The sequence below is a fragment of the Nonomuraea sp. NPDC049421 genome (genome assembly GCF_040677005.1).
Taxonomy (GTDB): Bacteria; Actinomycetota; Actinomycetes; order Streptosporangiales; family Streptosporangiaceae; genus Nonomuraea; species Nonomuraea salmonea.
This window is the reverse complement of sequence record NZ_JBFAQA010000008.1, coordinates 107,574-134,129: the sequence shown is the minus strand read 5'-3', so window position 1 is coordinate 134,129 and position 26,556 is coordinate 107,574. Positions and strand designations below refer to the sequence as shown.

Genomic DNA, 26,556 nt, shown 5'->3' with positions numbered 1-26,556 from the left:
TTGTCGCTAGCAGTGCATCCGTCTCAACCACGTACCCACACCCAGCATTCCATGCTCCGGCGGCGGGCGCGGCCCTTCGGATCGGCCGCGCCCGCCGGGGCTCAGCGTCCGCCGGGCCCTCCGCCGGGCCCTCCGCCGGGCCCTCCACCGGGCAGGGTCAGGCCGATGACCAGCGGATCGTGGTCGGATGAGCGGTAGGCGTCCGGCCGGTAGAGGTCGGGCGGATTGAACTCGGTGTTGTAGTCGCGGATGCGCGGCTCGTCGGCGTTGATGTGCCAGATCGCGGCGCTGGTGACCCGCTTGAGCAGTTGCCTGCCGACCAGGGCGTGGTCGAGCTCGCCCGCCAGCCCGTCGAACAGGTAGCTGTAGCGCTGCGCGGCGGGCACGAACCGCTTGGTGACGCTGGTCAGGCCGCCCGCCTCGAGGGTGTCGATGGGGTCCTCCTCGCCGTAGGCGTTGAGGTCGCCGAGCACGATCGGGTTGGGCAGGTCCCGGTCCTCGATGAGGCCGAGCAGGGCCTGGGCCTGGGCGACGCGGGTGGCGTTCCAGCAGCTCTGGCCGTCGCCCTGGTCGGCGTCGGGGCCGCCGGACGGGCAGCTGCCCTTCGACTTGAGGTGGTTGACGAGCATCGTGAACGGCTGGCCGCCGCCCTTCCTGCGGAAGGTCTGGATCAGCGGGGGCCGGCTGAAGACGGGGTCGTCCGACGCCTGTGCCGCGCCGACCGGGATGAGCTTGGCGGGCTTGTAGATCAGGCCGACCTGGATGGCGTCGGTGCCGGGGTACGGGTGCGAGAGCGCCGCGTACGTACCGGCTCCGGCCTGGGCGTTGACCGCGTCCACGAGCGCCTGGAGGGCGGTCTGGCCGTTGTTCTCGACCTCCATGAGGGCGACCGCGTCGGCGTCGAGGCCCTTGAGCGCGGCCACCAGCTTGGCGAGCTGGCGCTCCTGCTCCGCGGCGTTGTTCGCGCCGCGCGAGCCGAGCGTGGTGAACCAGTTGAGGGTGTTGAACGAGGCCACCTTGACGTTCCCGATCACCGGGAACGGCTTGGGCGTGCGCGGGTTGGCGTTCGCGTACGCGATGGGCTTGGTGGGCTGCAGCCGGTAGGAGCCGAAGCCGTAGCCGAGCACGCCGGTGACGCCGAGCGCCACGTCGCCGGTCCGCACGATGGGCGGCAGCGTGGCGGGGTTCTCGCGGGTGGAGGCGTCGTCCACGAGCAGGGAGCGGCGCTCGTCGAGCCCGGCGTCCACGCCGCGCCGGTCGGTCGGCTGGAACAGCCGGCCCTGGGAGGAGAGCGTGACCTCGCCGTAGCGGCCCAGGTTGTAGTGCTCGCTGACGGTGAGCGGCTGCGGGAAGGTCAGCAGCATGTTCTCGACCGGCTCCAGGCTCTTGCCGGGGGTCACCGGCAGCCGGTACGGCAGCGCCGCCGCCTTGCCCTTGCCGCACACGTCCACGGCGGTGACGGGCGACAGCTCGGTCAAGCCGTTGAACTCGGTCACCGTGCCGGTCACCAGGACCCGGTCGCCGGCCTTGACGTCCTTGACCGACTCGCGGGCGTAGGCGAACAGCCCTTCCGACGTCGCCGGGTCGGCGTCCGGCCTGGGGTCCTGGAGGAAGAAGCCGCTGAGCTGGTCGGCCCGCTGGAAGTCGGCGGTCACGACGCCCTCGACGCGTACCGTCCGGCCGGCCAGGGGGCTGGCTTCTCCGCCGCCCTGCACCTGCGCGATGCGGTGCGAGGCCGGGGTGGCGCAGGACCCTGGGGCGGGGTCGGCGGTGTTGCCGGCGGCGGGAGCGGCCGGAACGGCCACCGGGATCGCCACCGCGATCAAGGCCGCCAGGGATGCTCGTGATAAAGCGTGCATGCCCGGCACTTTACGGCCAATATGACCCGCATATTTCCACATAAAGATGGATAGAACATTAAATCGCCGAACCTTGACATCGGCACCGGCGGGTATCACCTGAGCATGGACTGGGTCACCTGCGCGTATTCTGCTGCTTGCACCGGAATCGCTAGCCGTCCGACCGGGCTCTGTCTCGCCCACCTCGATCCCGAGCACCTGAGCGCGGCGCTCGCCGAGCTCTCCCCCGGCCGCCTGCTCGACCTGCGCGGCACCACCGTCACCAGCGCCCTGTTCGCCCGCGTCCTCGACGCCATGGGCGGCCGTCCAGGACGGGCCAGGCTCGACCGGGTCACCTTCACCGGCGACGTACGGCTGTCAGGGGTGACGTTCCGCGGCGACGTGTCGCTCGACGGCGCCAGGTTCGACCGGCTCGCCTCGTTCTTCGGCGCCAGGTTCGAGGGCAACGTGTCGCTGGCGGGCGTCAGGTTCGCCCGCGAGCTGTCCTTCCACGGCGTCACCGCACGCGGGCACGTCTCGCTCGACCAGGCCGTGATGTCGCGCGACGCGCTGTTCAGCCAGGCCGAGTTCGGGCACGGGCTGTCCTGCGAGCGCGCCAGGTTCGACGGGTACGCCACCTTCGACGGCGCCCACCTGGGCGGCGGCGCGGTCTTCAGGGGCGCGCGCTTCGGCCGTACGCTGTCGTTCCGCAAGGTCAGGGGGCACGCCGGGTTCGAGGCCGCCCACTTCGCCGCCGACGCGTACCTGTCGGCCACCGGCCGGCTGTCGGCGGCCAGGGCGCGCGCCGACGGGCTGCTCGACGTCGCGGTGGCCTGCTGCGGCGTGAACCTGCGCGGCGTCGAGGTGACCGGCCCCACCACCCTGCGGCTCACCGACTCCCAGGCCGACCTGGAGGGCGCGGTCCTGCACGGCCCGGCCACCGTGACCGGGCGCGGCCGCTCCACGCTCACCTCGCTGCGCCAGGTGGACGCCGGTGACCTCGCGCTGCACGGGCTCGACCTGACGACGTGCCGCTTCGCGGGGCTGGCGCACCCGTCAGGCGTGCGGGTCAAGGACTGCACGTTCGCGCTGACGCCGCGCGGCGTGCAGCTCAGCCTGCGCTGGCCGATGCTGCGCTGGTTCTCCCGCCGCCGGGCGCTGGCCGACGAGCACACCCTGCGCGACGGCCGCCGCGGGGGTGGCCACGGGGGCGGCCACGGGGGCGGCCATGACGACCCCGGCGACCCGGGAGCCACACCCGACGGGCTCGCCGCCCTCTACGCGGGCCTGCGCCCCAGCGACCGCGCCACCTCGGCCGACTTCGCGTTCGCCGCCATGGAGATGCGCCGCCAGGCCGGTCACGGCTGGTGGCTGTCGGTGTCGTGGCTGCTGTGCGGGTACGGCATGCGCCTCGGCCGGGCGGCGCTCTGGCTGGCCGTGGTGGCGGCGCTGGCGGCGGCGGCCGTCCTGTGGAGCACGGCCTCCCACGCCGGCCAGCACCGCACCCCGGCCAACCAGGCCGTCCCCCGCTGACGGCACCCCGCTCACGGCACCCCGCTGACGACGCCCTGCCGACGCCGCCCTGCGCCCTGCCCGCCGGCCACAGCGCCGGCCGACGGGCGGCGGACGTGCGGGCGTGCGGGCGGCGGGCGTGCGGGCGGCGGGCGTGCGGGCGGCGGGCGTGCGGGGCTCAGAGCTGGGCGGCGAGCGCCTCGATGGTGGCGAAGTGGCGGGGCCAGCCGCCGCCCATGATGCGCCGCGACATCTGCTGCAGCTCGTCGTCGGGGTCGAAGCCCTCGTGGTCGAGGAAGAGCCTGGTGCCCTTGCCCTCGGGCTCCAGCCGCCAGGTCACGGTCCAGTCCACTCGCCCGTCGCTCCAGGCCAGCCGGAGCAGCTTCTCCGGCTCGATCGCCAGCACCTCGCAGTGGACGACCCCGTCGAAGCCGACCGCCTTCTTGGGCGTGGTGGTGAAGGTGAAGCGGTGGCCGACCTCGGGCCTGAAGTCGTTCGGCATGAGCCAGCGGGCCAGCAGCTCCGGCTCGGTGAGCGCGCGCCACACCTTGGCCGGCGGGTGGGCGAGGAACTGGTCGAGCCTGATGGCCGTGCGCTCCTCAGTGGTCTCCGGCGGTCCGGCGGGTGGTGGTGTCTGCGGCATCGTCGTCCTCCAGGCCGTCGAGCAGGGTGGTCAGTGCGGCGAGGCGCTCTCGCCAGAAGCGTTCGTACGGGCTGAGCCAGTCGCGGATCTCCATCAGCGGTCCCGCCTCCAGGCGGTAGTGGCGTTCGCGGCCCTTGCGGGTCTCCGACACCAGCCCCGCGTCCCTGAGCACCTTGAGATGCTCCGACACGCTGGGCCTGCTCATGTCGAACCGCTCGGCCAGCCGGCCGGCGGGCTGCGCGCCCTCGTCGAGCAGCAGGCGCAGCAGCTCCCGCCGCGCGGGGCTGGCCAGCGCGGCGAAGACGTGGTCGGCGCTCACGCCTGGCTGACCACGAAACCGTTGCCGTCGGGGTCGTGGAAGAGCAGCTGCCGCCCCCACGCCTGCTCGCTCGGCCCGTCGAAGGCGACGCCGTGCTCGCCCAGCCGGGCGGCCAGCGCGTCGAGGTCGGGCGCGCCGACGACCAGGCCGCCGATCGGCGCCATGCCGGGGAACCACGAGGCCAGCAGCAGCGTCGTCGCGCTGCCCTTGGGAGCCACGGTGAGCCAGCGGCCCATGGGGAAGGGATTGTCGGTGCGTACCTCGAAGTCGAGCACCCGCGTGTAGAAGTCGTGTGCCGCGCTCTGGTCGGCGACCGGCACGGTGACGGTGAGGATGGAGGAGATGGGCATGTCGGACACTATATGTAGGAATTTTCCTACGTGACAAGCCCCGCCCCCGCGCCGGATATCAGGGGATTCCCCGATGAGACCGGCTGCCGTTCTCCTTACACTTGAGCCATGCTCATCGACGACTACGTGGCCGAGCTGGACAGAGCCGTCTGCGGGCCGCCTGGGCCCAAGCACGACCTGGTCGTCGAGGCACGTGACAGCCTGCTCGACACCGCCGAGGCGTTCGAGGCCGAGGGGCTCGACCGGGCGGAGGCCGAGCGGCGCGCGGTCGAGGAGTTCGGCGAGGTCGCCGAGATCGCGCCGGGCTTCCAGCTCGAGCTGACCGCCGCGTCGGGGCGGCGGCTCGGCATGCTGCTGTTCGTCAGCGTGCCGATCACGGTCGCGATGTGGTCGCTGTTGTGGCGCCTCTATCCCGCCGACGCGAGCGTCTGGCTCGACAGGCCCGGCTGGTACGTCCCGCTCTCCCGGCTGCTCGACGTGCTCCAGCTCGGCACCGGCCTGTACGGCGGCCTCGTGGTCTTCGCGCTGAGCAGGGGCGCCCGCTGGATCCGGCGGCCCAGGCTGGCCGTCCGGTCGATGGGCATCCTGGTGTGGACGGCGCTGCCGCTCACGGGTGTGCTGGCGATGGTGCTGTCGTTCGCCGTCGACGCACCCAACTCACTCGACTCGCTGCCGGCCCTGCTGGCGAACCTGGTCACCTCGGCGATGTGGGGCCTGCAGCTCTACGGCGCCGCCAGGTGCGTACGCGTGACGCGCGCCTGAGCCCCACTCACGGCACAGCTCACGACACAGCTCACGACACAGCCGCCGACTCGGCCCGCAGCACGCTGCCGATCACGGTGGAGAACTCCCGCCAGGCCGACCGCTCTCCCTGCAGCTGCTTCCTGCCCGAATCGGTGAGCCGGTAGGTGCGGCGCCTGCGGCCGCCCACGGTCGCCCACTCGCTCGACAGGTGGCCGATGCGCTCGAGCCTGCGCAGCGCCGGATAGACGGTGCCGGTGGGCACGCTGAGCGCTCCTCCGCTGCGTTCCTGCAGCGCCTCGATGATGGCGTAGCCGTGCAGCGGCTTCTCCTCCAGCACGGAGAGGAGGAGAGCGTCCATGTGGCCGCGCAGCGCATCCGGGTTCATGTCATCGATCCTAGACACCGGTTCATCATGTAGCCAAACTACATGTAGCCTTTCTACGTGTAGACTACCTACGTATGAACACGACTTCGGAGCGGTGAATGGACGTCCTGGATCTGGCACGCACGCAGTTCGCGGTGACCGGCAGCCTGCACTTCCTGTTCGTGGTGCTCACGCTGGGCCTGGCGCCGCTGGTCGCGATCATGCACACCAGGTGGGCACGGTCGGGGCAGCCCCTGCACGAAGGCATGACGCGCTTCTGGGGGCAGGTCTACGTCATCAACTACGCGCTCGGCATCGTGACCGGGCTCGTGATGGAGTTCCAGTTCGGGCTGGCGTGGAGCGGGCTGACCGACTACGCCGGCGACGTCTTCGGGGCTCCCCTCGCCATGGAGACGCTGCTGGCCTTCTTCCTGGAGTCCACCTTCCTCGGCCTGTGGATCTTCGGCTGGGGCCGGCTGCCCAGGTGGGCGCACGTGGCCTGCATCTGGGTCGTGACGCTCACCGCGTACGCCAGCGCGTTCTTCATCATGGTCGCCAACTCGTTCCTGCAGAACCCGGCGGGCGCCGTCGCCGACGGTGAGCGCCTGCGCCTGGCCGACTTCGGCGCGCTGCTCGCCAACAAGGCGCTGATCTTCTCCTTCCCGCACGTCATCGGGGCCGGGCTGTTCACCGGCGGGATGGTGCTGGTGGGCGCGAGCGCGTACCGGCTGTGGCGGCGCGCTCCCGAGACCGAGTTCTTCGGGCGCTCGCTGCGCACCGGCGTGCTCACCGCCGCCGTCGGCATCTTCGTGACCATGGCGTTCGGCTACGCCCAGTTCGGCGGCGTCACCGAGGACAAGTTCGGCGCGCACAACCCGGTGGCCGCCACCGCGCTCGGCTTCATGATCGAGATCGGCCAGCTCCTGGCGCTGGTCGTGCTGCTCGTGATGCTGCCGCTGATCCGCGTGCTGCCGCGGGCCCGCTGGGCGCATCCGATCCTCATGCTGATGACGCCGCTGCCGTTCGTCCTGTCGATACTCGGCTGGGTCGCCAGGGAGGTCGGCAGGCAGCCGTGGATGATCTGGGAGCGGCTCAGCGTCGCCGACGCCATGACGCCGGGCCTGACCTCCGGCATGGTGACGGGCTCGCTGGCCGCCTTCACGGCCGTGCTCGGCCTGCTCGCCGTCGTCGACTACGTGCTCATCGCCAAGGTGATCAGGCGCGGGCCGCGCGGGCTCGACCTCGGCGCCGCCGCCGATGAGCCCCGCTCCCCCGCCCTGACCTTCTGAGAGGTGCTGACGATGGACCTGCTGTGGTTCGCCATCTTCGCCGTGCTGCTCGCCGGATACTTCGCGCTGGAGGGCTTCGACCTCGGCGTGGGACTGCTGCTGCCGGTGCTCGGCAGGACGCGCGCCGACCGTGACCGCCTGGTGGCCGCGATCGCCCCGTACGTGCTGGCCAACGAGGTGTGGCTGGTGGCCGTCGCCGGGACCCTGGCCGGGGTCTACCCGCTGCTGGAGGGCGAGGTGCTGGTCGGGCTCTATCCGCTGGTCGTGGCCATGCTGATGAGCTGGGTGCTGCGCGACGCCGGGCTGTGGTTCCGCCGCAGGCTCGGCGGGTCGCTGTGGCGGGGCTTCTGGGACGGCGCCGTCGCGTTCGGCTCGCTCGGCCTGTCCGCGGGCTGGGGCATGGCCCTGTACGCCGCCGCCACCGGCTTCCAGGCCCCCGTCGTGCACCCGCTGGGCCTGCTGCTCGGCGTCGTGGTGACGCTGCTGTTCGCCTTCCACGGCTGGACGTTCCTGGCCTGGCGCACGCCGGGCGTCTTCGGCGCCGTCAGGTCGGGGCGGGCGGTGCTGGTGTCGGGGCTGGTGGCCGCGCTGCCCGCGATCGGGGTGCTGGCGGGCGCGATGCCGTACCTGCTGGCGCACACCGCTCCCCCGGCCACGCTGAATGTGCTGAGTCTCATGGTCCTGCCTGTCGCACCCATCCTGGTGGGGGCGCAAGTATGGGTATGGCGGACTTTCCGGCCAGGCAAGACCGCCACGTTGCTCCCTTCGTTCTTCTGAGGGCTTACTGAGCGCGATCTGAGGGGCTCTGTGCACAAAGGTTTGCTTTCGCTCATGCGGGCCGAGCGTGCGGTCCGCATGCACCTCGGCCTCACCATGGCCGCCGCCGTGCTCGCAGGGCTGCTCGTGCTGGTGCAGGCCGAGCTGCTCGCGGGCGTGCTGTCCGGGCGCTTCACCGCGGCGGCGCTCGGCGTGCTGGCGGCGGTGGTCGGGGTGCGGGCGCTGCTCGCCTGGACACAGGGCGTCTTCGCCGGGCGCACGGCGACCGGCGTCAAGTCGGCGCTGCGCCACCGGCTGCTGGACCGGCTGCGCGAGCTGGGCCCCGCCCGGCTCGCCGCCCACCGCTCGGGCGAGCTGGTCACGCTCGCGGGGCGCGGCCTCGACGGGCTCGACAACTATTTGACCGGCTATCTGCCGGCCATCGCCGTGGCCGGGGTCGTGCCGGTGGCCGTGCTCATCCGGCTGTTCGCCGCCGACCTCGCCAGCGCCGTGATCGTGCTGGTCACGCTGCCGCTCATCCCCATCTTCGGCGCGCTCGTCGGCATGACCACCAAGGCCGTCACCGAGCGGCAGTTCCACGCCCTGTCGCGGCTCGGCGGCCACTTCCTCGACGTCGTGCGCGGGCTGCCCACGCTGCGCGCCTTCGGCCGGGCCCGCTACCAGGCCGGCGTCATCAAGCAGGTCGCCGACGCCCACCGCAGCGCCACCATGCGGACCCTGCGGGTGGCGTTCCTGTCGTCGCTCGTCCTCGAACTGTGCGCGTCGCTGTCGCTGGCGCTGGTGGCGGTGCCGATCGGGCTGCGGCTGCTCGGGGGGTCGCTCGACCTGACGACGGCGCTGCTGGTACTGCTGCTGGCGCCGGAGGCGTACCTGCCGCTGCGGGCCATGGGGACCCGCTTCCACGCCTCCATGGAGGGGGTGGCGGCGGCCGACGCCGCCTTCGCCGTCCTGGACGACGAGCCTGAGCGCGCCGGCGGCGGCACCCGTGCGGTGCCCGGCGGCGGCGCGCCCGAGATCCGGCTGGAGAACGTCACCGTGCGCTATCCGGGCCGTGACACGCCGGCGCTGGAGGACGTCTCGCTCACCATCTCCCCCGGCGAGCGCGTCGCCCTGGTCGGCGAGAGCGGGGGCGGCAAGAGCACGCTGCTGCACCTCGTGCTCGGGTTCGTCCAGCCGTCCTCAGGCCGGGTCCTCATCGACGGGACCGACCTGCGGGAGCTCGACCTGGCGCGGTGGCGGGCGCGGCTGGCGTTCGTGGCGCAGCGCCCGCACCTGTTCGCCACGTCGGTGGCCGGCAACATCCGGCTCGGCGCCCCCACGGCGTCCATGGACGACGTCCGCAGGGCCGCCGCGGCGGCGCACGCCGACTTCGTCGAGGACCTGCCCGAGGGGTTCGACACGGTGCTGGGCGAGCGCGGCACGAACCTGTCCGCCGGCCAGCGCCAGCGCGTCGCCCTGGCCCGCGCCTTCTGCCGCCCCGCCGCCTCCGTGCTGCTCCTGGACGAGCCCACGGCCCGCCTCGACGGCCGCAGCGAGGCCGCGGTGGTGACGGCCACCGCCGAGCTGGCTCAGGGCCGTACGGCCGTCATCGTCGCGCACCGGCCCGCCATGATCGATCTGGCCGACCGCGTCGTCCGCGTCCACGACGGGCGCATGGTCTCCGACTCCGGGCTCCGCGTGGAAGGGAGCAGGCCGTGAAGCGGCGCATCGGGTTGCGCGTGTGGTGGGCGGTGCTGGCCGGGTCGGCGGCCGACCTCGCCGGGCTCGGGCTCATCGCCGCCGCCGCCTGGCTGATCACGCGGGCGGCCGAGCAGCCGCCGCTGGCCGCGCTGAGCGTGGCGATCGTGGCGACGCGGGCGTTCGCCACCGGCAAGGGCGTCTTCCGGTACGCGGAACGCCTCACCGGCCACGACGTCGCCCTGCGCGCCCAGGCGGGCACCAGGGAGGACCTGTACGAGGCCCTCATCCCGCCCCAGCGTCCCCGCCACGGCGGCGCCGACCTGCTGAGCCGGATGGTGGACGACACGGTGGCCGTGCAGGACCTGCTGGTCCGCTGCCTCCTGCCGGCCGCCGCGGCGGCGATGGCCGGGCTCGCGGCCGTGGTCATCGGCCTGACGATCCTGCCGGTGGCGGCGCTGGTGCTGGTGGCGGGCCTGGTGCTGGCCGGGGTGCTGCTGCCCGCCGGCACGGCCGCCGCGGCCCGCCGCTGGTCGGCGCGGATCGCCCCGGCGCGGGCGGCGCTGGCGGGCCGGGTGGCCGACCTGGTGCACGGCTCGGCCGACCTGGCCGCGTACGGGGCCGACGACGCCGCCCTGGACCGGGCCCGGGCGGCCGACGAAACTCTGGCCGCGCTCGAACGCCGCCAGTCCCGCGTGCACGCCGCCGCCCTGGCCGGCGGCACCCTGCTGCAGGGCCTCACGGTGGCCGCGGTGGTGCTGCTGGCCCAGGCGGCGGGCGTCGGCTCCGTCGGCACGGCGGTGCTCGCCCTGACCGGCCTGGTGGCGTTCGAACCCGTGCTGCCCCTCGCGGCGGCGGGCGAGCGGCTGGCGGGCATCACGGCCGCGCTGCGGCGCCTGCGCGAGGTGCGCTCCTCGGCCCCCGCCGTCACCGAGCCCGCCGCCCCCGCGCCCCGCCCGGAGTCCCCGCTCACCATCGAGATCGACGACCTGGTGGTCCGCCACCCGGCGAGCGGGGAGCGGGCGGCGCTGGACGGGGTGTCGCTGCGGGTCGCGCCGGGGCGGCGGGTGGCCATCGTCGGGCCCAGCGGCGCGGGCAAGAGCACGCTGCTGGCCGCCCTCATGCGCCTGGCCGAGCCCGAGTCGGGGAGCATCCGGGTCAACGGCGTGGACCTGCGCGACCTGGCGGGCGACGACGTACGGGAGCTCATGACGGGCCTCACCCAGGACCCGTACATCTTCCGCGCCAGCCTGCGCGACAACCTGCGCCTGGCCGGCCCCGGCGCGGACGACGAGCGGCTGCTGCGGGCGGTGCGCGACGCCCAGCTGGACGGCTGGGTCGAGCGGACCGGCTGGGACACCGAGCTGGGCGAGGACGGCAGGACGGTGTCGGGCGGCCAGCTGCAGCGGCTGGCGCTGGCCAGGGCCCTGCTCTACGACCCGCCCGTGCTGCTGCTCGACGAGCCCGCCGAGGCGCTCGACGAGGAGACCGCCGACCGGCTGATGGACGACCTGCTGGACGTCACCCGCGACCGTACGACCCTCCTGGTGACCCACCGGCTCAAGGGCCTGGAGTCGGTCGACGAGGTGATCGTGCTGGAGGACGGCAGGGTGACGCAGCGCGGCCGGCACGACGAGCTGGTGCGCGTGCCCGGCTATTACCGCGACCTCTGGGAGTCGGAGGTCCTCACCCGGCGGTGACGTACCCGTGCCCACGGGTTGTGTTGGCGACGCAATCAGGTTTACGATGCAAACTACTCTACAAAGCCGAGGAGTTTGCATGGTCGACGACGAGGAGCGCGTTCCCACTCCCGAGGAGATGCTGCGGGTCATCGAGGAGCAGAGCCACGCCACCACGAAGTGGCTGCACGGCGACCCGCGCCTGCTCTACGTCCCGTGGGGGGTCGCCTGGCTGCTCGGCTTCTCCGCCCTCTTCCTGCACTACGGGCTCGACGGCCGCCCCTACCTGGCGATCACGCAGATGCAGGCGGTGGGCGTGCTGCTGGCGGCCATGCTCGTCGCCGGCGCGGTCTCCGCGTACGGGATCGTCAAGATGAACAAGCTGGTGCGCGGCGACACCTCGGCCAGAGGCGCGATGTACGGCTACGCCTGGCTGGCCGGCATGGTGCTGACGTCGATCATCGCGATCCGGCTGGGCCCGCTGCTGCCCGCGGCGGAGCGCGGCCTGCTGTGGGCGGGCGGCTCGCTGCTGGTGGTGGCGCTGCTCTACATGCTCGGCGGCGCGATCTGGCTCAACTGGCCGATGTTCTTCATCGGCGGCTGGACGGCCGGCGTCAACGCGCTCGGCGTGCTGCTCGGCACGGGCCTGCACGCGCTGCTGACGGCGGTCCTGCTGGGCGGCGGGTTCATCGCGGCGGGGCTGTGGCTGTGGCGGAGGCAGCGCGGGTGAGCGGGCTGCCCGAACTCGATCCGGTGATCCACGCCCAGGCACGGCTGCGCGTGGTGGCCGCGCTCAACGTGCTGGCCGACGGCGACGAGATGGCCTTCAACTCGATGAAGGAGCTGCTCGGCATGACGGCGGGCAACCTGTCGGTGCACCTCACCAAGCTGGAGGACGCCGGCTACGTCCGCATCACCAAGACGCACAAGGGCCGCACCCCCGTCACGTACGTGGCGCTGACCAAGCGCGGACGGCTGGCCTTCGAGGAATACACCGCGGCGATCCGCGCCCTGCTGGACAACGCTGGAGGAGTGCGATGACGGTCCTGGCCCGCGCGTCCGAGGTCACCCGCCGCTACGGCGACGTGGTGGCGCTCGACCGCGTCTCACTCGGCATCGGGGCAGGTGAGCTGGTCGGCCTGCTGGGTCCCAACGGCGCCGGCAAGTCCACCCTGATCAACCTGCTGGTCGGGCTGCGCCGGCCGACGTCCGGCACGGTCGAGCTGCTCGGCGGCTCGCCGCTCGACCCGGCGACGCGGCGCCGCATCGGCGTGACCCCCCAGGAGACGGGGCTGCCCGAGTCGCTGCGGGTCGGCGAGGTGGTCGACTTCGTCCGCGCGCACTATCCCGACCCGGTCGGCGGGCCCGAGCTGCTCGACCGCTTCGGGCTCGGCGACCTCGCGAAGCGGCAGGTGGGCGGCCTGTCGGGCGGGCAGCGGCGGCGGCTGGCGGTAGCGCTGGCGTTCGCGGGCGACCCGCGGCTGGTCGTCCTCGACGAGCCGACCACCGGGCTCGACGTGGAGGCCAGGCACGCCCTGTGGGCGGGCGTCAGGGCGTACCACGAGGGCGGCGGCACGGTGCTGCTGACCAGCCACTACCTGGAGGAGATCGAGGCGCTGGCCCAGCGGGTGGTGGTGATGGGCGGCGGCCGGGTGCTCGCCGACGACACCGTGAGCGCGATCCGCGGCATGGTGGGCGTGCGCCGGGTCTCGCTGGTGGCCGAGCGGCTGCCCGAGCTGCCCGGCGTGCTGGGCAGCGAACTGGTGGACGGCCGCACGACGCTGGTCACCACCGACCCCGACCGGCTGGTGATCGAGCTCGTCCGCAGCGGCGCGCCGTTCTCCGGCCTGGAGATCAGGCCCACCACCCTCGAAGAGGCGTTCCTCACCATCACCGCGAAGGAGCCGTCCCATGTCTAGCCTGGTCGCCGCGCACACCAGGATCCTGCTGCTCGAACAGCTGCGGGTCCCCATCGGCCTCGCGGCGGGCGCGTTGTTCCCCGCGGTCGCGCTGGCGGCGTTCGTCGTGCCGTTCGCGGGCGACGACCCGCGAGCGGCCACGATGGCTACGGCGTCGCTGACGCTCTTCGGCGCGATGTCGCAGGCGATCATCGGGCTGTCCGTCACGGTGGCGCAGGACCGCGAGCAGCCCTGGAACCCCTACATCCGCACGCTGCCCGCCGGCCCGTTCCCCCGCTTCGCCGGGCGCATCCTCGCGATGCTCGCCCAGATGGTGCTCGCGGTGGTGCCGGTGCTTGTGGTGGCGGCGCTGTTCACCGCGGCCACCATCACGCCGCTGGGGCTCCTCGCGGGCCTGGTGACGCTGCTCGCCGGCGTGGTGCCGTTCATGCTGATGGGGTTGTTCATCGGCTTCCTGCTGACCGCGAAGGCGACGATCGCGGTGTCGCAGCTGCTGTTCTTCCCGATGGGCGTCCTCGGCGGGCTGCTGCTGCCGCCCCAGATCCTGCCCGGCTTCCTGGAGGCGGTCTCGCCGTTCACGCCGGCGCGCGGGGTGGCCGAGCTGCTGTGGGCGGTGACGGCGGGCACCACGCCCGGCGTGGTGTCGCTGGTCTCGCTGGCCGCCTGGACCGTGCTGGCGGCGGCGGGGGCCGTCTGGGCGTACCGGCGGGACGAGGGCCGGCGCTTCGCCTAAGGGGAAATGTCGCGAAAAAAAGGGGGTGTGCCGCCGAGTCCGCAGCGATCTCGACGGCACACCCGCTCATGAGGGGGTCCTGATGTTACGCGTTCTCCGCAAGGGTGACGTCGACCTCGTGGCTTTCGCCGTCCCTCATATATGTGATCTTGACCTCTTGGCCCGGTTTGAAACCTCTGACCTGCCCGACAACCGTATCGCCTCCGTCAACCGTCTTGTCGCCGATCTTCGTGATCAGGTCACCTTGCTGCAGTCCGGCCTTCTCCGCCGGGCTGCCCGGCGAGACCTGCCTGACCAGCGCCCCTGCCACGTCGCCGGTGGCGTCGGTGACGCTCACGCCGAGCCAGGCGTGGGTGACCTTGCCGCTGCTGATGAGCTGCTCGGAGACCTGCTTGGCGGTGTTGACCGGGATCGCGAAGCCGACGCCGCCGCCCGCCGCGTCGGAGGCGATGGCGGTGTTGATGCCGACCAGCTCGCCGGCCGCGTTGACCAGCGCGCCGCCGGAGTTGCCTGGGTTGATCGAGGCGTCGGTCTGGATCGCGCCGCCGATCGTGGTGGGCGCGCTCTCATTGTCCTGCGGCCAGCCGGGCGGCAGCTGCCTGCGCTGGTCGTTGCCGAGGTTCAGCGTACGGTCGAGCGCGCTGACGATGCCGGCCGTGACGGACCCGTCGAGGCCGAGCGGGCTGCCGATGGCCAGCACCGGGTCGCCCACCTTGAGCTGGTCGCTGTCGCCCAGCGTGGCCTTGGTCAGCCCCGAGACGCCCTCGGCCCTGATGACGGCCAGGTCGGTGGCCGGATCGGTGCCGACGACGGTGGCCTTGGCGGTCTTGCCGTCGCTGAACTTGACGCTCATCTGGCCACCCTGACCCGCCCCCACGGCCACGTGGTTGTTGGTCAGGATCAGGCCGTCCTCCGAAAGCACCACGCCGGAGCCCTCACCGCTCTGTCCCTGGATCATCACGACCGTGGGCTGCACCTTGGCCGCCACTTCCGCCACCGTGAGCTGGTCGGAGGCCGACTTGAAGACCGGGCTCGGGGCGCTGGGGCTGCTGCCGGCGACCGGCTCGGGCTGGAACGAGGTGGCGACGACGGCCCCGACGACACCGCCGCCGACGGCCATGGCGGCCATGGCGAGAGCCGCGATGGCCTTCTGGCCGACGGTGAAGCGCTGCCTCTTGGGCTGCGCCGGCGGTGGCGGCACCTCCATGACGATCGTCTCCCGCCGGGGGAAGCCCCCGGCGGCCGGTGGGGTGGCGCCGAACTGGCTCCACCCACCGGTGTCCCGCCGCTCGGGACCCTGCTCGTGAGGCTCGTTCGCGTTCATCCTGTCATCTCCCTCGAATCCCTCTGCTTCAAGGGTGTCAAGACTGTCGTAAGAGCAGGTTAAGGGGCGGATTCCGGGGGCGCGCCACGCCCTGACGCGACCCTTATCGATCGAGGTCGCGCCGGGCGTGGGCCTCGCGGAAAATATTTGAGATTTCTACCGCTTCGCGGGCCAGTACTCGTCCTTGAGCAGCCGCTTGTAGAGCTTGCCGGTCGGATGGCGGGGCAGCTCGGCACGGAAGTCCACCGACTTGGGGCACTTGTAGTGGGCGAGGTGCTCGCGGCAGTACGCGATCAGCTCCGCCTCAAGACCCGGCCCCGCCTCCGCCATGGACACCGGCTCGACCACGGCCTTGACCTGCTCGCCCATCTCCTCGTCCGGCACGCCGAACACCGCCACGTCGGCCACCTTCGGGTGCACCGACAGCACGTTCTCGGCCTCCTGCGGGTAGATGTTCACGCCGCCCGAAATGATCATGTATGAGCGGCGGTCGGTCAGGTAGAGGAAGCCCTCCTCGTCGAGGTAGCCGATGTCGCCCAGCGTGGTCCAGCCCCTGCCCTGCGGGTCCTGGGCGGAGCGGGTCTTGTCGGGGTCGCCGTGGTACTCGAAGCGGCCGCCGTTCTCGAAGTAGATGGTGCCGTGCTCGCCGGGCGGCAAGTCGTCGCCGTTCTCGTCGCAGATGTGCACGACGCCGAGCAGCGAGCGGCCGACCGTGCCCTTGTGGGCCAGCCAGTCGTCGGGGCCGGCATAAAGGAAGCCGTTGCCCTCGGTGCCCGCGTAGTACTCGTGGACGATCGGGCCCCACCACTCCATCATCTGCTCCTTGACCGGGACGGGGCAGGGGGCGGCGGCGTGGATGGCGTACCGGAGGGAGGAGACGTCGTACTTGTCCCTGACCTCCCGCGGCAGCTTCAGCATCTTGATGAACATCGTCGGCACGAGCTGCGAGTGCGTGACCGCGTACTGCTCGACCGCCGCCAGGTACCGCTCGGGCTCGAAGCGCTCCATGACCACCACGGTCGCGCCGAGCCGCTGGAAGGACATGCAGTAGCGCAGCGGCGCCGCGTGGTAGAGCGGGGCCGGCGAGAGGTAGACGCTGTCGGCCGACGGCGCGAACATGCCCTGGATGAGCCTCAGCAGCATGCCGGGCTCCTCCAGCGGGCCATGCGTGGCGGGCACCTTGACGCCCTTGGGGCGGCCTGTGGTGCCGGAGGAGTAGAGCATGTCGGCGCCCGTGCACTCGTCCTCGATGGGGGTGGCGGGGTACTCGGCGACGGCCTGCTCGTACGAGGTGAAGCCCTCGGCCTCGCCGCCGAGCATGAGCCGCAGCTCGACGCCCGGCGTGCCGGCGGTGACGGAGGCGGCGACGGCGGCCAGGTCGGCGCCGGCGATGAAGACCCGGGCGCCGCAGTTGGAGACGATGTAGGCCAGCTCGTCGGCCTGCAGCCGGGAGCTGATCGGCGTGTAGTACAGGCCGGCGCGGTGCGCGGCCCAGGCGACGGCCAGGAAGAGCGGGTGGTTGGCCAGCATGAAGGCGACGTGGTCGCCGGGACGCAGGCCGGCGGCGCGGAAGAGGTGGGCCAGCCGGTTCGACTCCTCGTCCAGCTCGCGGTAGGTGACGACCTGCCCGGAGCCCGCCATGATCACAGCGGGCTTGTCGGGGGTGACTGCTGCGATGGCTCCCGGGTACATGAACAGAACAGTATTCGGTCAGTCGCCCGGCGCGCCAGAACCGGCGCGGCCCCCTGTCACGGGGGCCGCGACCGGCCTCACCCGGCTGTCACTCTGGCCGTCACTCTGGCTGTCACTCGGCCGGGAGGACCGAGCCCTGATACTTCTCCTTGATGAAGTCCTTGACCTTCTGGTCCTGCAGCAACTTGCCGAGGGTGACGATGTTCGCGTCCTTCTCGTGGCCGTTCGGCACGACCAGGCCGTTGACGTACGGGTTGCCCTCGGTCTTCTCCAGCACCAGCGCGTCGGAGGCGGGCTTGAGACCGGCCTCCAGGGCGTAGTTGCCGTTGATGACCGCGGCGTCCACGTCCTCGAGCGAGCGCGGGAGCTGCGCCGCCTCCAGCGGCTTGAACTGCAGGTTCTTCGGGTTCTGCGCGACGTCGCGCTCGGTCGCGGCGGTGCCGGCGCCGTCCTTGAGGGTGATCACGCCGTTGTCGGCGAGCAGCTTGAGCGCACGGCCCAGGTTGGTGGCGTCGTTGGGCAGCGCCACGGTGGCGCCGCTCGCCAGCGCCGACACGTCGGTGATCTTCTTGGAGTACAGGCCGAGCGGCTCCAGGTGGACCCCGGCGACGAAGGTCAGGTTCGTGCCCTTGCTCTTGTTGAAGTCGTCGAGGTACGGCCGGTGCTGGAAGTAGTTGGCGGTCAGCTTGCCCTCTTCGAGCTGCACGTTCGGCTGCACGTAGTCGGTGAACTCGACGACTTCCAGCTTGAGTCCGGCGGCCGGGGCCAGGTTGTCCTTGACGAAGTTCAGGATCTCCGCGTGCGGCACCGGGTTCACGCCGACCTTGAGCACGGTGTCGGCTGATTCGGCCGTGTCGCTGGTCGCGGACTGCGACGTGCCACATGCGGCGAGCGACAGAGCCAGCGCGACAGCACCCACAAAGCGGTGAATTTTCATGATTTTTCCTTACTTGTGCGATAGGCGCCGAGCGACCCAGTCGCCCAGGCTCTGCAGGAGTTGCACGATGACGAGCAGCAGCACGACCGTGACGATCATCAGGAGCGTCTCGAAGCGCTGGTAGCCGTACCGGACGGCCAGGTCGCCCAGCCCGCCGCCGCCGAGCGTGCCGGCCATGGCGCTGTAGCCGATGAGCGCCACCACGGTCACGGTCAGGCCCGCGACCAGGCCGGGCAGCGCCTCGGGCAGCAGGACCTTGCGCACGATCGAGGCCCTGCTCGCGCCCATGGCCTGGGCGGCCTGCACGACGTCCGTGCCGACCTCGCGCAGCGCGGTCTCGACCAGCCGGGCGAAGAACGGCACCGCGCCGACGGTCAGCGGCACCACGAACGCGGCCGTCCCGATGGTGGTCCCGACGACGAGCCGGGTGAACGGGATGATCGCGATCATCAGCACGATGAACGGCAGCGAGCGCCCCACGTTCACCACGAACCCGAGCGCGGACTTCAGCGCCGGCAGCGGCCGCAGCCCGTCACGGTCGAACACCACCAGCGCCACGCCCAGCGGCAGCCCGAGCAGCAGCGTGAACAGCGTCGCCCAGCCGACCATCAGGCCCGTCTCCACCGTCGCCGGCCACAGCAGCGGCAGCATCTCTTCCCAGGTCACGCGGCCTCCCCCGCTTCCTCCACGATCAGCCCGCAGTCGCTCAGGTACGCCAGCGCCGCACGCCGGTCGGCGCCGTCGAGCGCCACCCGCAGCCGGCCCACCGAGCCGCCCGCCAGGTCCTCGATGGAGCCGCCGAGGATGCTGAGGTCCACCTCGAACTTGCGCACGACCTCCGACACCACGGGCTGGCGTGGGTCGCCGGTGAACGTCAGCGTCACCGAGCCGGCCGGGGCGGGCTCGGGCAGCGGGAAGATCTCCCTGGTCAGCCGGGAGCCGGGGGTCCTGATGAGGTCCGCGATGACGCCGGACTCCTCGATGCGGCCCTGCGCCATGATGGCGACCGAGTCGCAGACGCTCTTGACCACGTTCATCTCGTGGGTGATGAGCAGGATCGTCAGGCCCAGCTCCGCGTTGAGCCGCTTGAGCAGGGCGAGGATCGACTGCGTGGTGGCCGGGTCGAGGGCCGAGGTGGCCTCGTCCGACAGCAGCACCGACGGGTTGCCCGCCAGCGCCCTGGCGATGCCGACGCGCTGCTTCTGGCCGCCCGACAGCTGGTGCGGGCGGTCCTTGCCACGTCCCGCCAGGCCGACCAGCTCGAGCAGCTCGGCCACCCGGCGCTCGCGCTCGTCCCTGGGCACGCCCATGACCTCCAGCGGGAAGGCCACGTTCCCGGCGACCGTGCGCGAGGACAGCAGCGCGAAGTGCTGGTGGATCATGCCGATGCGCTGCCTGGCGCGGTTCAGGTCGCGATCGCCGAGCGCGGTCATGTCCTGTCCCGCGACGGTGACGGTGCCCGCGGTGGGGCGTTCGAGCAGGTTGACGCAGCGCAGCAGCGTGCTCTTGCCGGCGCCGCTCTGGCCGAGCACGCCGTAGATCTCGCCTTCGCGCACATGCAGGTCGACGCCGTCGAGCGCGACGGTGTCGCCGTACTGCTTGCGCAGGCCGGAAGCCTGGATCACGGAGAATCCCCACGACTGAGGGCGGCCACGTGGCGGGCCGCGAGAACGGACATCCTTGGGAAGGCGGCGCTGGTCGGCGCCGTCAGCTTCAGAGTCAGCGCGTGCCGGGGTGGAAGGGCAGGTGGCTCAGCCTGCGCAGCACGAAACCGGGTGTGATCATGATGACCTTCGACATCGAGGAACGGGCGGTGGGTCTGCTCTAGCGGGCCGGCATTCGCCCCATACGCATGCTGCGACACGCGGCGCCCATGGGGACGCAGCGAGCGGTCGCGTATGCCTCGTTCACGCCCGTCCTAACGATGGTGACATTTCCCGCTATTCCCCGTCTTCTGAGTGAGATACGTCACGACCTGCGAACATGACCGTCCCGCCGTACCCCAGGAGGCCGGGTACGGCGGGACGGCCGCTCGTGGCGGGGGACGCCGCCGGTTACTCGGCGGCACGGTTCTTCGGCGGGCCGCCGGGTGTCAGGCGGCGACCGTGGTGGCCACCTGGGCCGGGCTGAGCGCGATGTCGAGGACCTCGCGCACGTCGCTCACCGTGTGGATGGTCAGCTCGTCGCGGACCTCCTGCGGCACGTCGTCCAGGTCGGGCTCGTTGCGGGCCGGGATGAGCACGGTCGTGATGCCGGCCCGGTGAGCCGCGAGCAGCTTCTGCTTGACGCCGCCGATCGGCAGGACCCGCCCGGTCAGCGAGATCTCGCCGGTCATCGCGACGTCGTTGCGGACCAGCCGCCCGGACAGCAGCGAGGCCAGCGCCGTGGTCAGCGTCACGCCGGCGGACGGGCCGTCCTTCGGCACGGCGCCGGCCGGGAAGTGCACGTGGACCGAGCGGTCCTTCAGCGCGGTGACCGGCAGCTCCAGCTCCGCGCCGTGGGAGCGCAGGTAGGACAGCGCGATGCGGGCCGACTCCTTCATCACGTCGCCGAGCTGGCCGGTGAGCGTGAGCCCCGTCTCGCCGGTCTCGGGGTCGGCGAGCGACGCCTCGACGTAGAGGACGTCTCCCCCGGCTCCGGTGACGGCCAGGCCGGTCGCCACGCCGGGCACGGACGTGCGCTGCTTGGCCTCGGGCAGCGACGACTCCGGCACGAACCTCGGCCGCCCGAGGTAGCCCACCAGGTCGTCTTCGCCCACGGTGACGGGCAGCTCGTCCTTGGCCGCGACCTTGCGCAGGATGCGGGCCACCGACCGGTCAAGCGAGCGGACGCCCGCCTCGCGGGTGTACTCGGCGGCCAGCCTGCGCAGCGCCGCCTCCTCGACCGTGACCTCCTCGGCCGTCAGCCCGGCCAGCTCGCGCTGCCTGGGCAGCAGGTGGTCGCGGGCGATGGCGACCTTCTCGTCCTCGGTGTAGCCGTCGAGCGTGACGACCTCCATGCGGTCGAGCAGCGGCCCGGGAACGGCCTCCAGGACGTTGGCGGTGGCCAGGAACAGCACGTCGGACAGGTCGAGCTCGACCTCGAGGTAGTGGTCGCGGAACGTGTGGTTCTGCGCCGGGTCGAGGACCTCCAGCAGCGCGGCCGTGGGGTCGCCGCGGTAGTCGGCGCCGACCTTGTCGACCTCGTCGAGCAGCACGACCGGGTTCATCGAGCCGGCCTCGCGGATGGCGCGGACGATGCGGCCGGGCAGGGCGCCGACGTAGGTGCGGCGGTGGCCGCGGATCTCGGCCTCGTCGCGGACGCCGCCGAGCGCCACCCGGACGAACTTGCGGCCCATCGCGCGGGCCACGGACTCGCCCAGCGAGGTCTTGCCGACTCCGGGAGGGCCGGCCAGCGCCAGCACGGCGCCGCTGCGCCGGCCGCCCACCACCCCGAGCCCCTTGTCCTGGCGGCGCTTGCGCACGGCCAGGTGCTCGATGATGCGGTCCTTGACGTCGGCGAGGCCGGTGTGGTCGGCGTCGAGCACGGAGCGCGCGCCGGTCAGGTCGTAGTTGTCCTCGGTGCGCTCGTTCCACGGGATGTCGAGCACGGTGTCGAGCCAGGTGCGGATCCAGCCGGTCTCGGGCGACTGCTCGGAGGTGCGTTCGAGCTTGTCGACCTCCTTGAGCGCGGCCTCACGCACCTTGTCGGGCAGGTCGGCGGCCTCGACGCGGGCGCGGTAGTCCTCCTCCTCGCTCTCGGCGGCGTCGCCGTTGAGCTCCTTCAGCTCCTTGCGGATGGCGCTCATCTGCTGGCGCAGCAGGAACTCGCGCTGCTGCTTCTCCATGCCCTCCTGGACGTCCTTGCGGATCGTCTCGGCGACGTCGAGCTCGGCCAGGTGCTCGCGGGACCACTCGATGAGCCGGGCCAGCCGCTCGGCCGGGTCGGCCTGCTCCAGCAGCTCGACCTTCTGCGCGGTGGTGAGCCAAGGGGTGTAGCCGGAGCTGTCGGCCAGCACGGAGGGGTCGTCGATCTGGTTGACCTGGTCGACCACCTGCCAGGCGCCGCGCTTCTGCAGGATGGTGGTGGCCAGCGCCTTGTACTCCTTGGCCAGCTCCTGGGCGCGCTCGCCGGCGGCGACGGTGTCGATGCTCTCGGCCTCGACCCACAGTGCGGCGCCTGGGCCGGTGGTGCCGGTGCCCACGCGGACGCGGTCGACGCCGCGTACGACGGCGGCGGGCTCACCGCCCGGCAGCCTCCCGACCTGCTCGACGACGGCCCTGACGCCGATCGCGCCGTAGCGGCCGTCTATGCGGGGAACGAGGAGGACCCGTGGCTTGTTGCCACCGGATGCACGAGCCGCCTCTATCGCAGCGCGCACCTCGGAGTCGGACAGGTCCAGCGGAACCACCATGCCCGGCAGGACGACGGCGTCGTCGAGCGGCAGGACCGGGAGGATCAAGCTCTCACTCATGCGAACTCCAAAGGGTTGAGTTATACCGACTCAATTCATCGGAGCCGCGCATTGTTCCCTTCCTTGCCGATGTTCGCTCACGGCGATCGTAATGATGTAAGCCATACCTGAGGGTGACCGAGAATCAGACCCTGGTGTGACGACGCCCGGCAACCCCCTCTTCTACTCTTGAGCAGGCGTTTTCCCTGCCTCTTCGTGGCTCACCGGAGGGAGGGGCCGGACGGGCGGGGGGTGTCGTGAGCGAAGGGGTGGTGCGGCGGGCGACGGGGGCGGTGGTGCGGCCGCTCAAGCTCGCCCTCTACCGGGGCGACGCCGATGCGCCGCCCGCCCGGCGCAGGCTGACCTTCCGGGTGCCGCAGTGGCTGTGGCCGGTGATCCCGGCGCGCACCTTCAACCTGGTGCAGCTCGCGGACCTGGTCCTGGCGTTCGCGCTCTACGGGCTGACCGTCTCCATGATGCTCGACTGGAACGCCGAGGCCGCCTTGCTCCGGCCGCACGGCGGCACCCGGGCGCCCATCCTCGACGCCTATGCCTACCTGGGCGCGCTCGGCGTCGCGCTCCCCGTGGCGCTGCGCGACCGGTGGCCGCTGGCCGCCTGGCGGGTGGCCGCCGGGGCGATGCCGCTCGTGGTGTGGGTCGACGGCAGCCTCGACTCCGGCCCGCCGCCCTACCCGTGGACGACGGTGGTCGGCTACCTGGTGGTGCTCTACTCGGTCGCCGTGCGCTGCGAGCGGCGGATCACGGTGGGCGTGTGGGTGGTCACGATGCTGGCGGCGTGGATCATCCACCCCGACTCGATGCCACTGGCCGGCGTGTTCGTGACGATCGCGGCGGCGTTCGGCTACAACGTACGCGTGCGGCGCAGCGCCACGGCCAAGCTCGTCGAGGAGGAGCGGCGCGTCAAGGAGGCCGAGAGCGCGCAGGCGGTGCTGGAGGAGCGGGCCCGCATCGCCCGCGAGCTGCACGACGTGGTCGCCCACCACATGTCGGTGATCGCCATCCAGGCCGAGGCGGTGCCGCTCAAGGCGGCGGGCGACCCGGCCCAGCTGGAGGCGGGGCTGGCCGAGATCAGGGGCCTGTCCCTGGAGGCGATCGCGCAGCTCCGCCAGGTGCTGGGCGTCCTGCGCGACCCCACGGGGCGGGCCGACACCGCGCCGCAGCCGGGGCTCGACCGCGTCGACGAGCTGATCGCCAACGCCCGCGCGGCCGGGCTGGCGGTGCTGGTCAGGCGGAGCGGAGAACTCGGCGGGGTGCCGTCGGCGGTGGAGCTGTCGGCGTACCGGATCGTGCAAGAGTCCTTGTCGAACGTCATGCGCCACGCCCCCGGCGCCGCCGTGGCCATCGACATCACCCGCACCGCCGGCACCCTCCACCTGGCGATCGCCAACGGCCCCACCCCCACCACCCGCACAACCACACCCCATAACTTCCCGACCACCGTGCCTGGAACGCCCAACAAGCCCATGGGACAAGCCGAGCCGGCCGGCGCCAGGTCAGGCAGCAGAGGCGCCCACGACACCGGCGACCTCGATGCTGCGAGCGGCCGGGGCATTCCGGGGAGCAGGGGCGATGCGGGTAAGGCCGGCGGCCCCGACGATCCGCCCGGCCGGAGTGGCCTGGCCGACACCGGCGGCCTGGGCCGCACGCGCCGCCTTGGCGACACGCGCGGCCTCGGGGAACCGGAGGGCGGGGGTGGCCTGGGTGACGGTGTCGAGGTGGGGCGGACGGGTGCGGCGGGCGACGACCACGGTGGGGATGGTCCGGGTGGTGAGGTGGGGCGGGTGCCTGTGAACGGGAGCGGGCAAGGGCTCGTGGGGATGCGGGAGCGGGCGGCGCTGCTGGGTGGCACGCTGGAGGCGGGTCCGGTGCCCGGCGGCGGGTTCGAGGTGCGGGCCGCGTTACCGATCACGGGGAGGGAGAGCGCGTGATCAGGGTGCTGATCGCCGACGACCAGGGCATGGTGCGCACCGGGTTCACGGTGTTCCTGAGCGGCCAGCCGGACATCGAGGTGGTGGGCGAGGCGGCCGACGGGCGCGAGGCCGTCGAGCGGGCGGCCGAGCTCAAGCCCGACGTGGTGCTGATGGACGTCCGCATGCCGAGCATGAACGGCCTGGAGGCCACCAGGGAGCTGATGGCCCGGGGCGGCGCACCAAAGGTGCTCATCCTGACCACGTTCGACCTCGACGACTACGTCTACGAGGCGCTGCGGGCGGGGGCGAGCGGGTTCCTGCTCAAGGACGCGTCGGCGGCTCAGCTCGCGGAGGCCGTCCGCGTGGTCGCCGCCGGTGAGGCGCTCATCGCGCCGGCCATCACCAAGCGGCTCATCACCGAGTTCGCCCGGCTCGGCTCCCCTCGCCCGGTGCCGGCCCGGCGGCTCGACGAGCTGACCGAACGGGAGACCGAGGTGCTCCTGCTGGTCGCCCAGGCGCTGTCCAACCAGGAGATCGCGGAGAAGCTGTTCGTGGCCGAACAGACGGTCAAGACCCACGTGGGCCGCGTCCTGATGAAACTGGGCCTGCGCGACCGCGCTCAGGCCATCGTCTTCGCCTACGAGAGCGGCCTGGTCCGCCCCGGCGAGTAACCCCCTGGAACGGACGCCGGACTACGCAACCTCCAGGCGCGAACACGGCCTGAGGCAACCCCGGAAAGACGAACACCGAACCGCACAACCCCCGAAAGACGGACGCTGGAGCGGGTCGCCCCAGCGACACCAGGCGCAGGGCCCTCCCGACTGAAGCCGAGTGCGGGGTTCCTCCTGGGGCGGCCGCCCCGATCAGCGGGATCGGCGCGGTGGGCAGGATGCCGCCCGTCGGCACGTGGCGGGAGCCGGGTCCGGCTCCGCTGCTGAGGGGAGCCGGGCGGGAGATCCGGGAAGACGGGATGAGTGGGGTGGTTTTCCAGGGCGGGGTCAGGTCGTACAGTCGGCGGGTGGATCCTGTTGAGCTTTTTCATCAGGTGGCGGCCACCGTGCCTGCCTATGGCGAGTTCCTTGCCCAGCATCACGTCGATCCGGCTAAGGTGACGACGCCGGCGGAGTTCGCGACGTTGCCGATGACGACCAAGGACGGTTATACCCGTCGTTATCCACTGCCCGATCTGTGCAGGGGCGGGGTGATCGGGGACATGATCGCTGTGTCGTCGGGGTCCACCGGGGAGCCGTCGTTCTGGCCGCGGTCGGTGGCGGACGAGCGGGTGATCGCGGATCGGTTCGCGGAGGTGTTCGACGCGTTCGGTGCGCGGGAGCGGCGGACGCTGGCGGTCGTGTGCTTCGCTCTCGGCACCTGGGTGGGCGGGCTGTTCACGGTGAGCTGCTGCCGGCATCTGGCCGAGCGCGGCTATCCGGTCACGGTGGTGGCGCCGGGGACCGACCGGCGGGAGATCCGGCGGGTGCTGCCCGAGCTGGCCCCGCACTTCGACCAGGTCGTGCTGCTGGGGTACCCGCCGTTTTTAAAGAACGTGATCGACACCGAGGACCTGCCGTGGCACGCGTGGGACCTCAAGCTGGTGACGGCGGGCGAGGTGTTCAGCGAGGAGTGGCGGGCGCTGGTGGCCGGGCGGGCGGGCATCGCCGATCCGCTGCGGGGCATCGCCTCCCTGTACGGCACCGCCGACGCGGGTGTCCTGGGCAACGAGACGCCGCTGTCGGCCGAGATCCGGCGGTTCCTGGCGGGCAGGCCGGAGACGGCGAGGGAGTTGTTCGGCGAGTCGCGGCTGCCGACCCTCGTCCAGTACGACCCCGGGGTCCGGTACTTCGAGGAGTACGAGGGGACGCTGCTGTTCTCGGGGGACAACGGTGTGCCGCTGATCCGGTATCACATCGCGGACGAGGGTGGTGTGCTGCCGTACGACAGGCTGTTGTCGTTCGTCGGGGAGCGGGGGTTCACGCCGTCGGTGAGCGGGCCGGAGCGGCCGTTCGTGTACGTGTTCGGCCGCAGCCACTTCACGGTCTCCTTCTACGGCGCGAACGTCTACCCGGAGAACGTCGCGGTCGGTCTGGAGCAGCCGGAGGTGAGCGGGACGGTGACCGGCAAGTTCGTGGTGGAGGTGGGCGAGGACGAGCGGCGCGACCGGTTCCTGACGGTCACGGTGGAGCTGATGCCCGGTGAGCGGCCGTCAGAAGAGTTCGCCGGCGTGGTGGGCGAGGCCATCCTGGACCAGCTGCTGCGGCTGAACAGCGAGTTCGCCGCCTATGTGCCGGCTGACCGGCAGCGGCCGTTCGTCCGGTTGCGGGAGGCCGGCGACCCGGAGTACTTCCCTCCGGGCGCCAAACACCGTTACACCCGCTGACCGCCAAGAGGAGGCGTGT

The 26,556-nt window shown here is 72.0% G+C and carries 24 protein-coding genes; 13 read left to right on the top strand and 11 right to left on the bottom strand.

Annotated elements, in window-relative coordinates; translation table 11 throughout:
* Positions 1 to 101: 101 nt before the first annotated feature.
* A complete protein-coding gene (locus tag AB0K18_RS16105; RefSeq protein WP_364914773.1) occupies positions 102 to 1,859 on the bottom strand; it encodes an ExeM/NucH family extracellular endonuclease in 1,758 nt (585 codons plus the stop codon).
* A gap of 105 nt (positions 1,860 to 1,964) precedes the next feature.
* Between AB0K18_RS16105 and AB0K18_RS16100 the strand changes: the two genes are divergently transcribed.
* The gene (locus tag AB0K18_RS16100; RefSeq protein ID WP_364914772.1) at positions 1,965 to 3,371 is read left to right on the top strand and encodes a pentapeptide repeat-containing protein; all 1,407 of its coding nucleotides are present in this window, start codon (positions 1,965 to 1,967) and stop codon (positions 3,369 to 3,371) included.
* 157 nt (positions 3,372 to 3,528) lie between these two features.
* Here AB0K18_RS16100 and AB0K18_RS16095 read toward each other — a convergent pair whose 3' ends face one another.
* From AB0K18_RS16095 to AB0K18_RS16085, 3 genes are read right to left on the bottom strand one after another with little or no spacing between them, the layout of a single operon-like run.
* On the bottom strand, positions 3,529 to 3,993 hold the full coding sequence (locus tag AB0K18_RS16095) for an SRPBCC domain-containing protein (protein WP_364914771.1): 465 nt from the start codon (positions 3,991 to 3,993) through the stop codon (positions 3,529 to 3,531).
* Complete coding sequence (locus AB0K18_RS16090; protein ID WP_364914770.1) at positions 3,950 to 4,312, bottom strand: metalloregulator ArsR/SmtB family transcription factor; 363 nt, start codon at positions 4,310 to 4,312, stop codon at positions 3,950 to 3,952. Before AB0K18_RS16090 ends, AB0K18_RS16095 begins: the two co-directional genes overlap by 44 nt.
* Complete coding sequence (locus AB0K18_RS16085) at positions 4,309 to 4,662, bottom strand: VOC family protein (RefSeq protein ID WP_364914769.1); 354 nt, start codon at positions 4,660 to 4,662, stop codon at positions 4,309 to 4,311. Before AB0K18_RS16085 ends, AB0K18_RS16090 begins: the two co-directional genes overlap by 4 nt.
* A gap of 108 nt (positions 4,663 to 4,770) precedes the next feature.
* Between AB0K18_RS16085 and AB0K18_RS16080 the strand changes: the two genes are divergently transcribed.
* Positions 4,771 to 5,424, top strand: coding sequence for a permease prefix domain 1-containing protein (locus tag AB0K18_RS16080; protein ID WP_364914768.1), 654 nt, complete (start codon positions 4,771 to 4,773; stop codon positions 5,422 to 5,424).
* A 31-nt stretch (positions 5,425 to 5,455) separates the two neighbouring features.
* Here the strand turns inward: AB0K18_RS16080 and AB0K18_RS16075 are convergent, their stop codons facing one another.
* Entirely contained in the window at positions 5,456 to 5,791 is a 336-nt protein-coding gene (locus AB0K18_RS16075; RefSeq protein ID WP_364914941.1) for a helix-turn-helix transcriptional regulator, read from the bottom strand.
* Positions 5,792 to 5,889: 98 nt separating this feature from the next.
* Between AB0K18_RS16075 and AB0K18_RS16070 the strand changes: the two genes are divergently transcribed.
* From AB0K18_RS16070 to AB0K18_RS16035, 8 genes are all read left to right on the top strand, one after another.
* Positions 5,890 to 7,059 carry a cytochrome ubiquinol oxidase subunit I gene (locus tag AB0K18_RS16070; RefSeq protein ID WP_364914767.1) on the top strand — a complete coding sequence of 390 codons (1,170 nt, stop codon included), beginning with the start codon at positions 5,890 to 5,892 and terminating at the stop codon, positions 7,057 to 7,059.
* A gap of 12 nt (positions 7,060 to 7,071) precedes the next feature.
* A complete protein-coding gene (locus AB0K18_RS16065; RefSeq protein WP_364914940.1) occupies positions 7,072 to 7,836 on the top strand; it encodes a cytochrome d ubiquinol oxidase subunit II in 765 nt (254 codons plus the stop codon).
* 54 nt (positions 7,837 to 7,890) lie between these two features.
* On the top strand, positions 7,891 to 9,534 hold the full coding sequence (cydD, locus tag AB0K18_RS16060) for a thiol reductant ABC exporter subunit CydD (protein ID WP_364914766.1): 1,644 nt from the start codon (positions 7,891 to 7,893) through the stop codon (positions 9,532 to 9,534).
* Complete coding sequence (gene cydC, locus AB0K18_RS16055) at positions 9,531 to 11,213, top strand: thiol reductant ABC exporter subunit CydC (RefSeq protein ID WP_364914765.1); 1,683 nt, start codon at positions 9,531 to 9,533, stop codon at positions 11,211 to 11,213. The genes cydD and cydC overlap by 4 nt, the downstream gene beginning before the upstream one ends.
* Before the next feature lie 79 nt (positions 11,214 to 11,292).
* Entirely contained in the window at positions 11,293 to 11,922 is a 630-nt protein-coding gene (locus AB0K18_RS16050; protein ID WP_364914764.1) for a hypothetical protein, read from the top strand.
* The gene (locus AB0K18_RS16045) at positions 11,919 to 12,233 is read left to right on the top strand and encodes a transcriptional regulator (RefSeq protein ID WP_364914763.1); all 315 of its coding nucleotides are present in this window, start codon (positions 11,919 to 11,921) and stop codon (positions 12,231 to 12,233) included. The genes AB0K18_RS16050 and AB0K18_RS16045 overlap by 4 nt, the downstream gene beginning before the upstream one ends.
* A complete protein-coding gene (locus tag AB0K18_RS16040) occupies positions 12,230 to 13,111 on the top strand; it encodes an ABC transporter ATP-binding protein (protein WP_364914762.1) in 882 nt (293 codons plus the stop codon). The genes AB0K18_RS16045 and AB0K18_RS16040 overlap by 4 nt, the downstream gene beginning before the upstream one ends.
* Entirely contained in the window at positions 13,104 to 13,844 is a 741-nt protein-coding gene (locus tag AB0K18_RS16035) for an ABC transporter permease (protein ID WP_364914761.1), read from the top strand. The genes AB0K18_RS16040 and AB0K18_RS16035 overlap by 8 nt, the downstream gene beginning before the upstream one ends.
* 85 nt (positions 13,845 to 13,929) lie before the next feature.
* Here AB0K18_RS16035 and AB0K18_RS16030 read toward each other — a convergent pair whose 3' ends face one another.
* From AB0K18_RS16030 to lon, 6 genes are all read right to left on the bottom strand, one after another.
* Entirely contained in the window at positions 13,930 to 15,168 is a 1,239-nt protein-coding gene (locus AB0K18_RS16030; protein WP_364914760.1) for a trypsin-like peptidase domain-containing protein, read from the bottom strand.
* 156 nt (positions 15,169 to 15,324) lie between these two features.
* Positions 15,325 to 16,860 (bottom strand): acyl-CoA synthetase, encoded by a 1,536-nt coding sequence (locus tag AB0K18_RS16025; RefSeq protein WP_364914759.1) that lies wholly within the window; start codon positions 16,858 to 16,860, stop codon positions 15,325 to 15,327.
* Between the two features lie 112 nt (positions 16,861 to 16,972).
* Positions 16,973 to 17,797 carry a MetQ/NlpA family ABC transporter substrate-binding protein gene (locus AB0K18_RS16020; protein WP_364914758.1) on the bottom strand — a complete coding sequence of 275 codons (825 nt, stop codon included), beginning with the start codon at positions 17,795 to 17,797 and terminating at the stop codon, positions 16,973 to 16,975.
* 9 nt (positions 17,798 to 17,806) lie between these two features.
* A complete protein-coding gene (locus AB0K18_RS16015) occupies positions 17,807 to 18,463 on the bottom strand; it encodes a methionine ABC transporter permease (RefSeq protein WP_364914757.1) in 657 nt (218 codons plus the stop codon).
* Positions 18,460 to 19,422 carry an ATP-binding cassette domain-containing protein gene (locus tag AB0K18_RS16010; protein WP_364914756.1) on the bottom strand — a complete coding sequence of 321 codons (963 nt, stop codon included), beginning with the start codon at positions 19,420 to 19,422 and terminating at the stop codon, positions 18,460 to 18,462. Before AB0K18_RS16010 ends, AB0K18_RS16015 begins: the two co-directional genes overlap by 4 nt.
* A gap of 467 nt (positions 19,423 to 19,889) precedes the next feature.
* Positions 19,890 to 22,250, bottom strand: a complete 2,361-nt coding sequence (lon, locus tag AB0K18_RS16005) for an endopeptidase La (protein ID WP_364914755.1) — start codon at positions 22,248 to 22,250, stop codon at positions 19,890 to 19,892.
* A gap of 236 nt (positions 22,251 to 22,486) precedes the next feature.
* On the opposite strand from lon, the gene AB0K18_RS16000 reads away from it, so the two are divergent.
* The 3 genes from AB0K18_RS16000 (at position 22,487) to AB0K18_RS15990 (ending at position 26,537) form a co-directional block, all read left to right on the top strand.
* On the top strand, positions 22,487 to 24,178 hold the full coding sequence (locus tag AB0K18_RS16000; RefSeq protein ID WP_364914754.1) for a histidine kinase: 1,692 nt from the start codon (positions 22,487 to 22,489) through the stop codon (positions 24,176 to 24,178).
* Entirely contained in the window at positions 24,175 to 24,831 is a 657-nt protein-coding gene (locus AB0K18_RS15995) for a response regulator transcription factor (protein WP_364914753.1), read from the top strand. Before AB0K18_RS16000 ends, AB0K18_RS15995 begins: the two co-directional genes overlap by 4 nt.
* 347 nt (positions 24,832 to 25,178) lie before the next feature.
* Positions 25,179 to 26,537, top strand: coding sequence for a phenylacetate--CoA ligase family protein (locus AB0K18_RS15990; protein WP_364914752.1), 1,359 nt, complete (start codon positions 25,179 to 25,181; stop codon positions 26,535 to 26,537).
* Positions 26,538 to 26,556: the final 19 nt, after the last annotated feature.

Bases quoted from the DNA above. Each gene is read 5' to 3' on its own strand.
- AB0K18_RS16020 (WP_364914758.1), bottom strand. From the start codon at position 17,797: ATGAAAATTCACCGCTTTGTGGGTGCTGTCGCGCTGGCTCTGTCGCTC.
- AB0K18_RS16050 (WP_364914764.1), top strand. From the start codon at position 11,293: ATGGTCGACGACGAGGAGCGCGTTCCCACTCCCGAGGAGATGCTGCGG.
- cydD (WP_364914766.1), top strand. From the start codon at position 7,891: ATGCGGGCCGAGCGTGCGGTCCGCATGCACCTCGGCCTCACCATGGCC.
- AB0K18_RS16105 (WP_364914773.1), bottom strand. From the start codon at position 1,859: ATGCACGCTTTATCACGAGCATCCCTGGCGGCCTTGATCGCGGTGGCG.
- lon (WP_364914755.1), bottom strand. From the start codon at position 22,250: ATGAGTGAGAGCTTGATCCTCCCGGTCCTGCCGCTCGACGACGCCGTC.
- AB0K18_RS16065 (WP_364914940.1), top strand. From the start codon at position 7,072: ATGGACCTGCTGTGGTTCGCCATCTTCGCCGTGCTGCTCGCCGGATAC.
- AB0K18_RS16070 (WP_364914767.1), top strand. From the start codon at position 5,890: ATGGACGTCCTGGATCTGGCACGCACGCAGTTCGCGGTGACCGGCAGC.
- AB0K18_RS16035 (WP_364914761.1), top strand. From the start codon at position 13,104: ATGTCTAGCCTGGTCGCCGCGCACACCAGGATCCTGCTGCTCGAACAG.
- AB0K18_RS16080 (WP_364914768.1), top strand. From the start codon at position 4,771: ATGCTCATCGACGACTACGTGGCCGAGCTGGACAGAGCCGTCTGCGGG.
- AB0K18_RS16075 (WP_364914941.1), bottom strand. From the start codon at position 5,791: ATGAACCCGGATGCGCTGCGCGGCCACATGGACGCTCTCCTCCTCTCC.
- AB0K18_RS16030 (WP_364914760.1), bottom strand. From the start codon at position 15,168: ATGAACGCGAACGAGCCTCACGAGCAGGGTCCCGAGCGGCGGGACACC.
- AB0K18_RS16040 (WP_364914762.1), top strand. From the start codon at position 12,230: ATGACGGTCCTGGCCCGCGCGTCCGAGGTCACCCGCCGCTACGGCGAC.
- AB0K18_RS16085 (WP_364914769.1), bottom strand. From the start codon at position 4,662: ATGCCCATCTCCTCCATCCTCACCGTCACCGTGCCGGTCGCCGACCAG.
- AB0K18_RS16100 (WP_364914772.1), top strand. From the start codon at position 1,965: ATGGACTGGGTCACCTGCGCGTATTCTGCTGCTTGCACCGGAATCGCT.
- AB0K18_RS16025 (WP_364914759.1), bottom strand. From the start codon at position 16,860: ATGTACCCGGGAGCCATCGCAGCAGTCACCCCCGACAAGCCCGCTGTG.
- AB0K18_RS16095 (WP_364914771.1), bottom strand. From the start codon at position 3,993: ATGCCGCAGACACCACCACCCGCCGGACCGCCGGAGACCACTGAGGAG.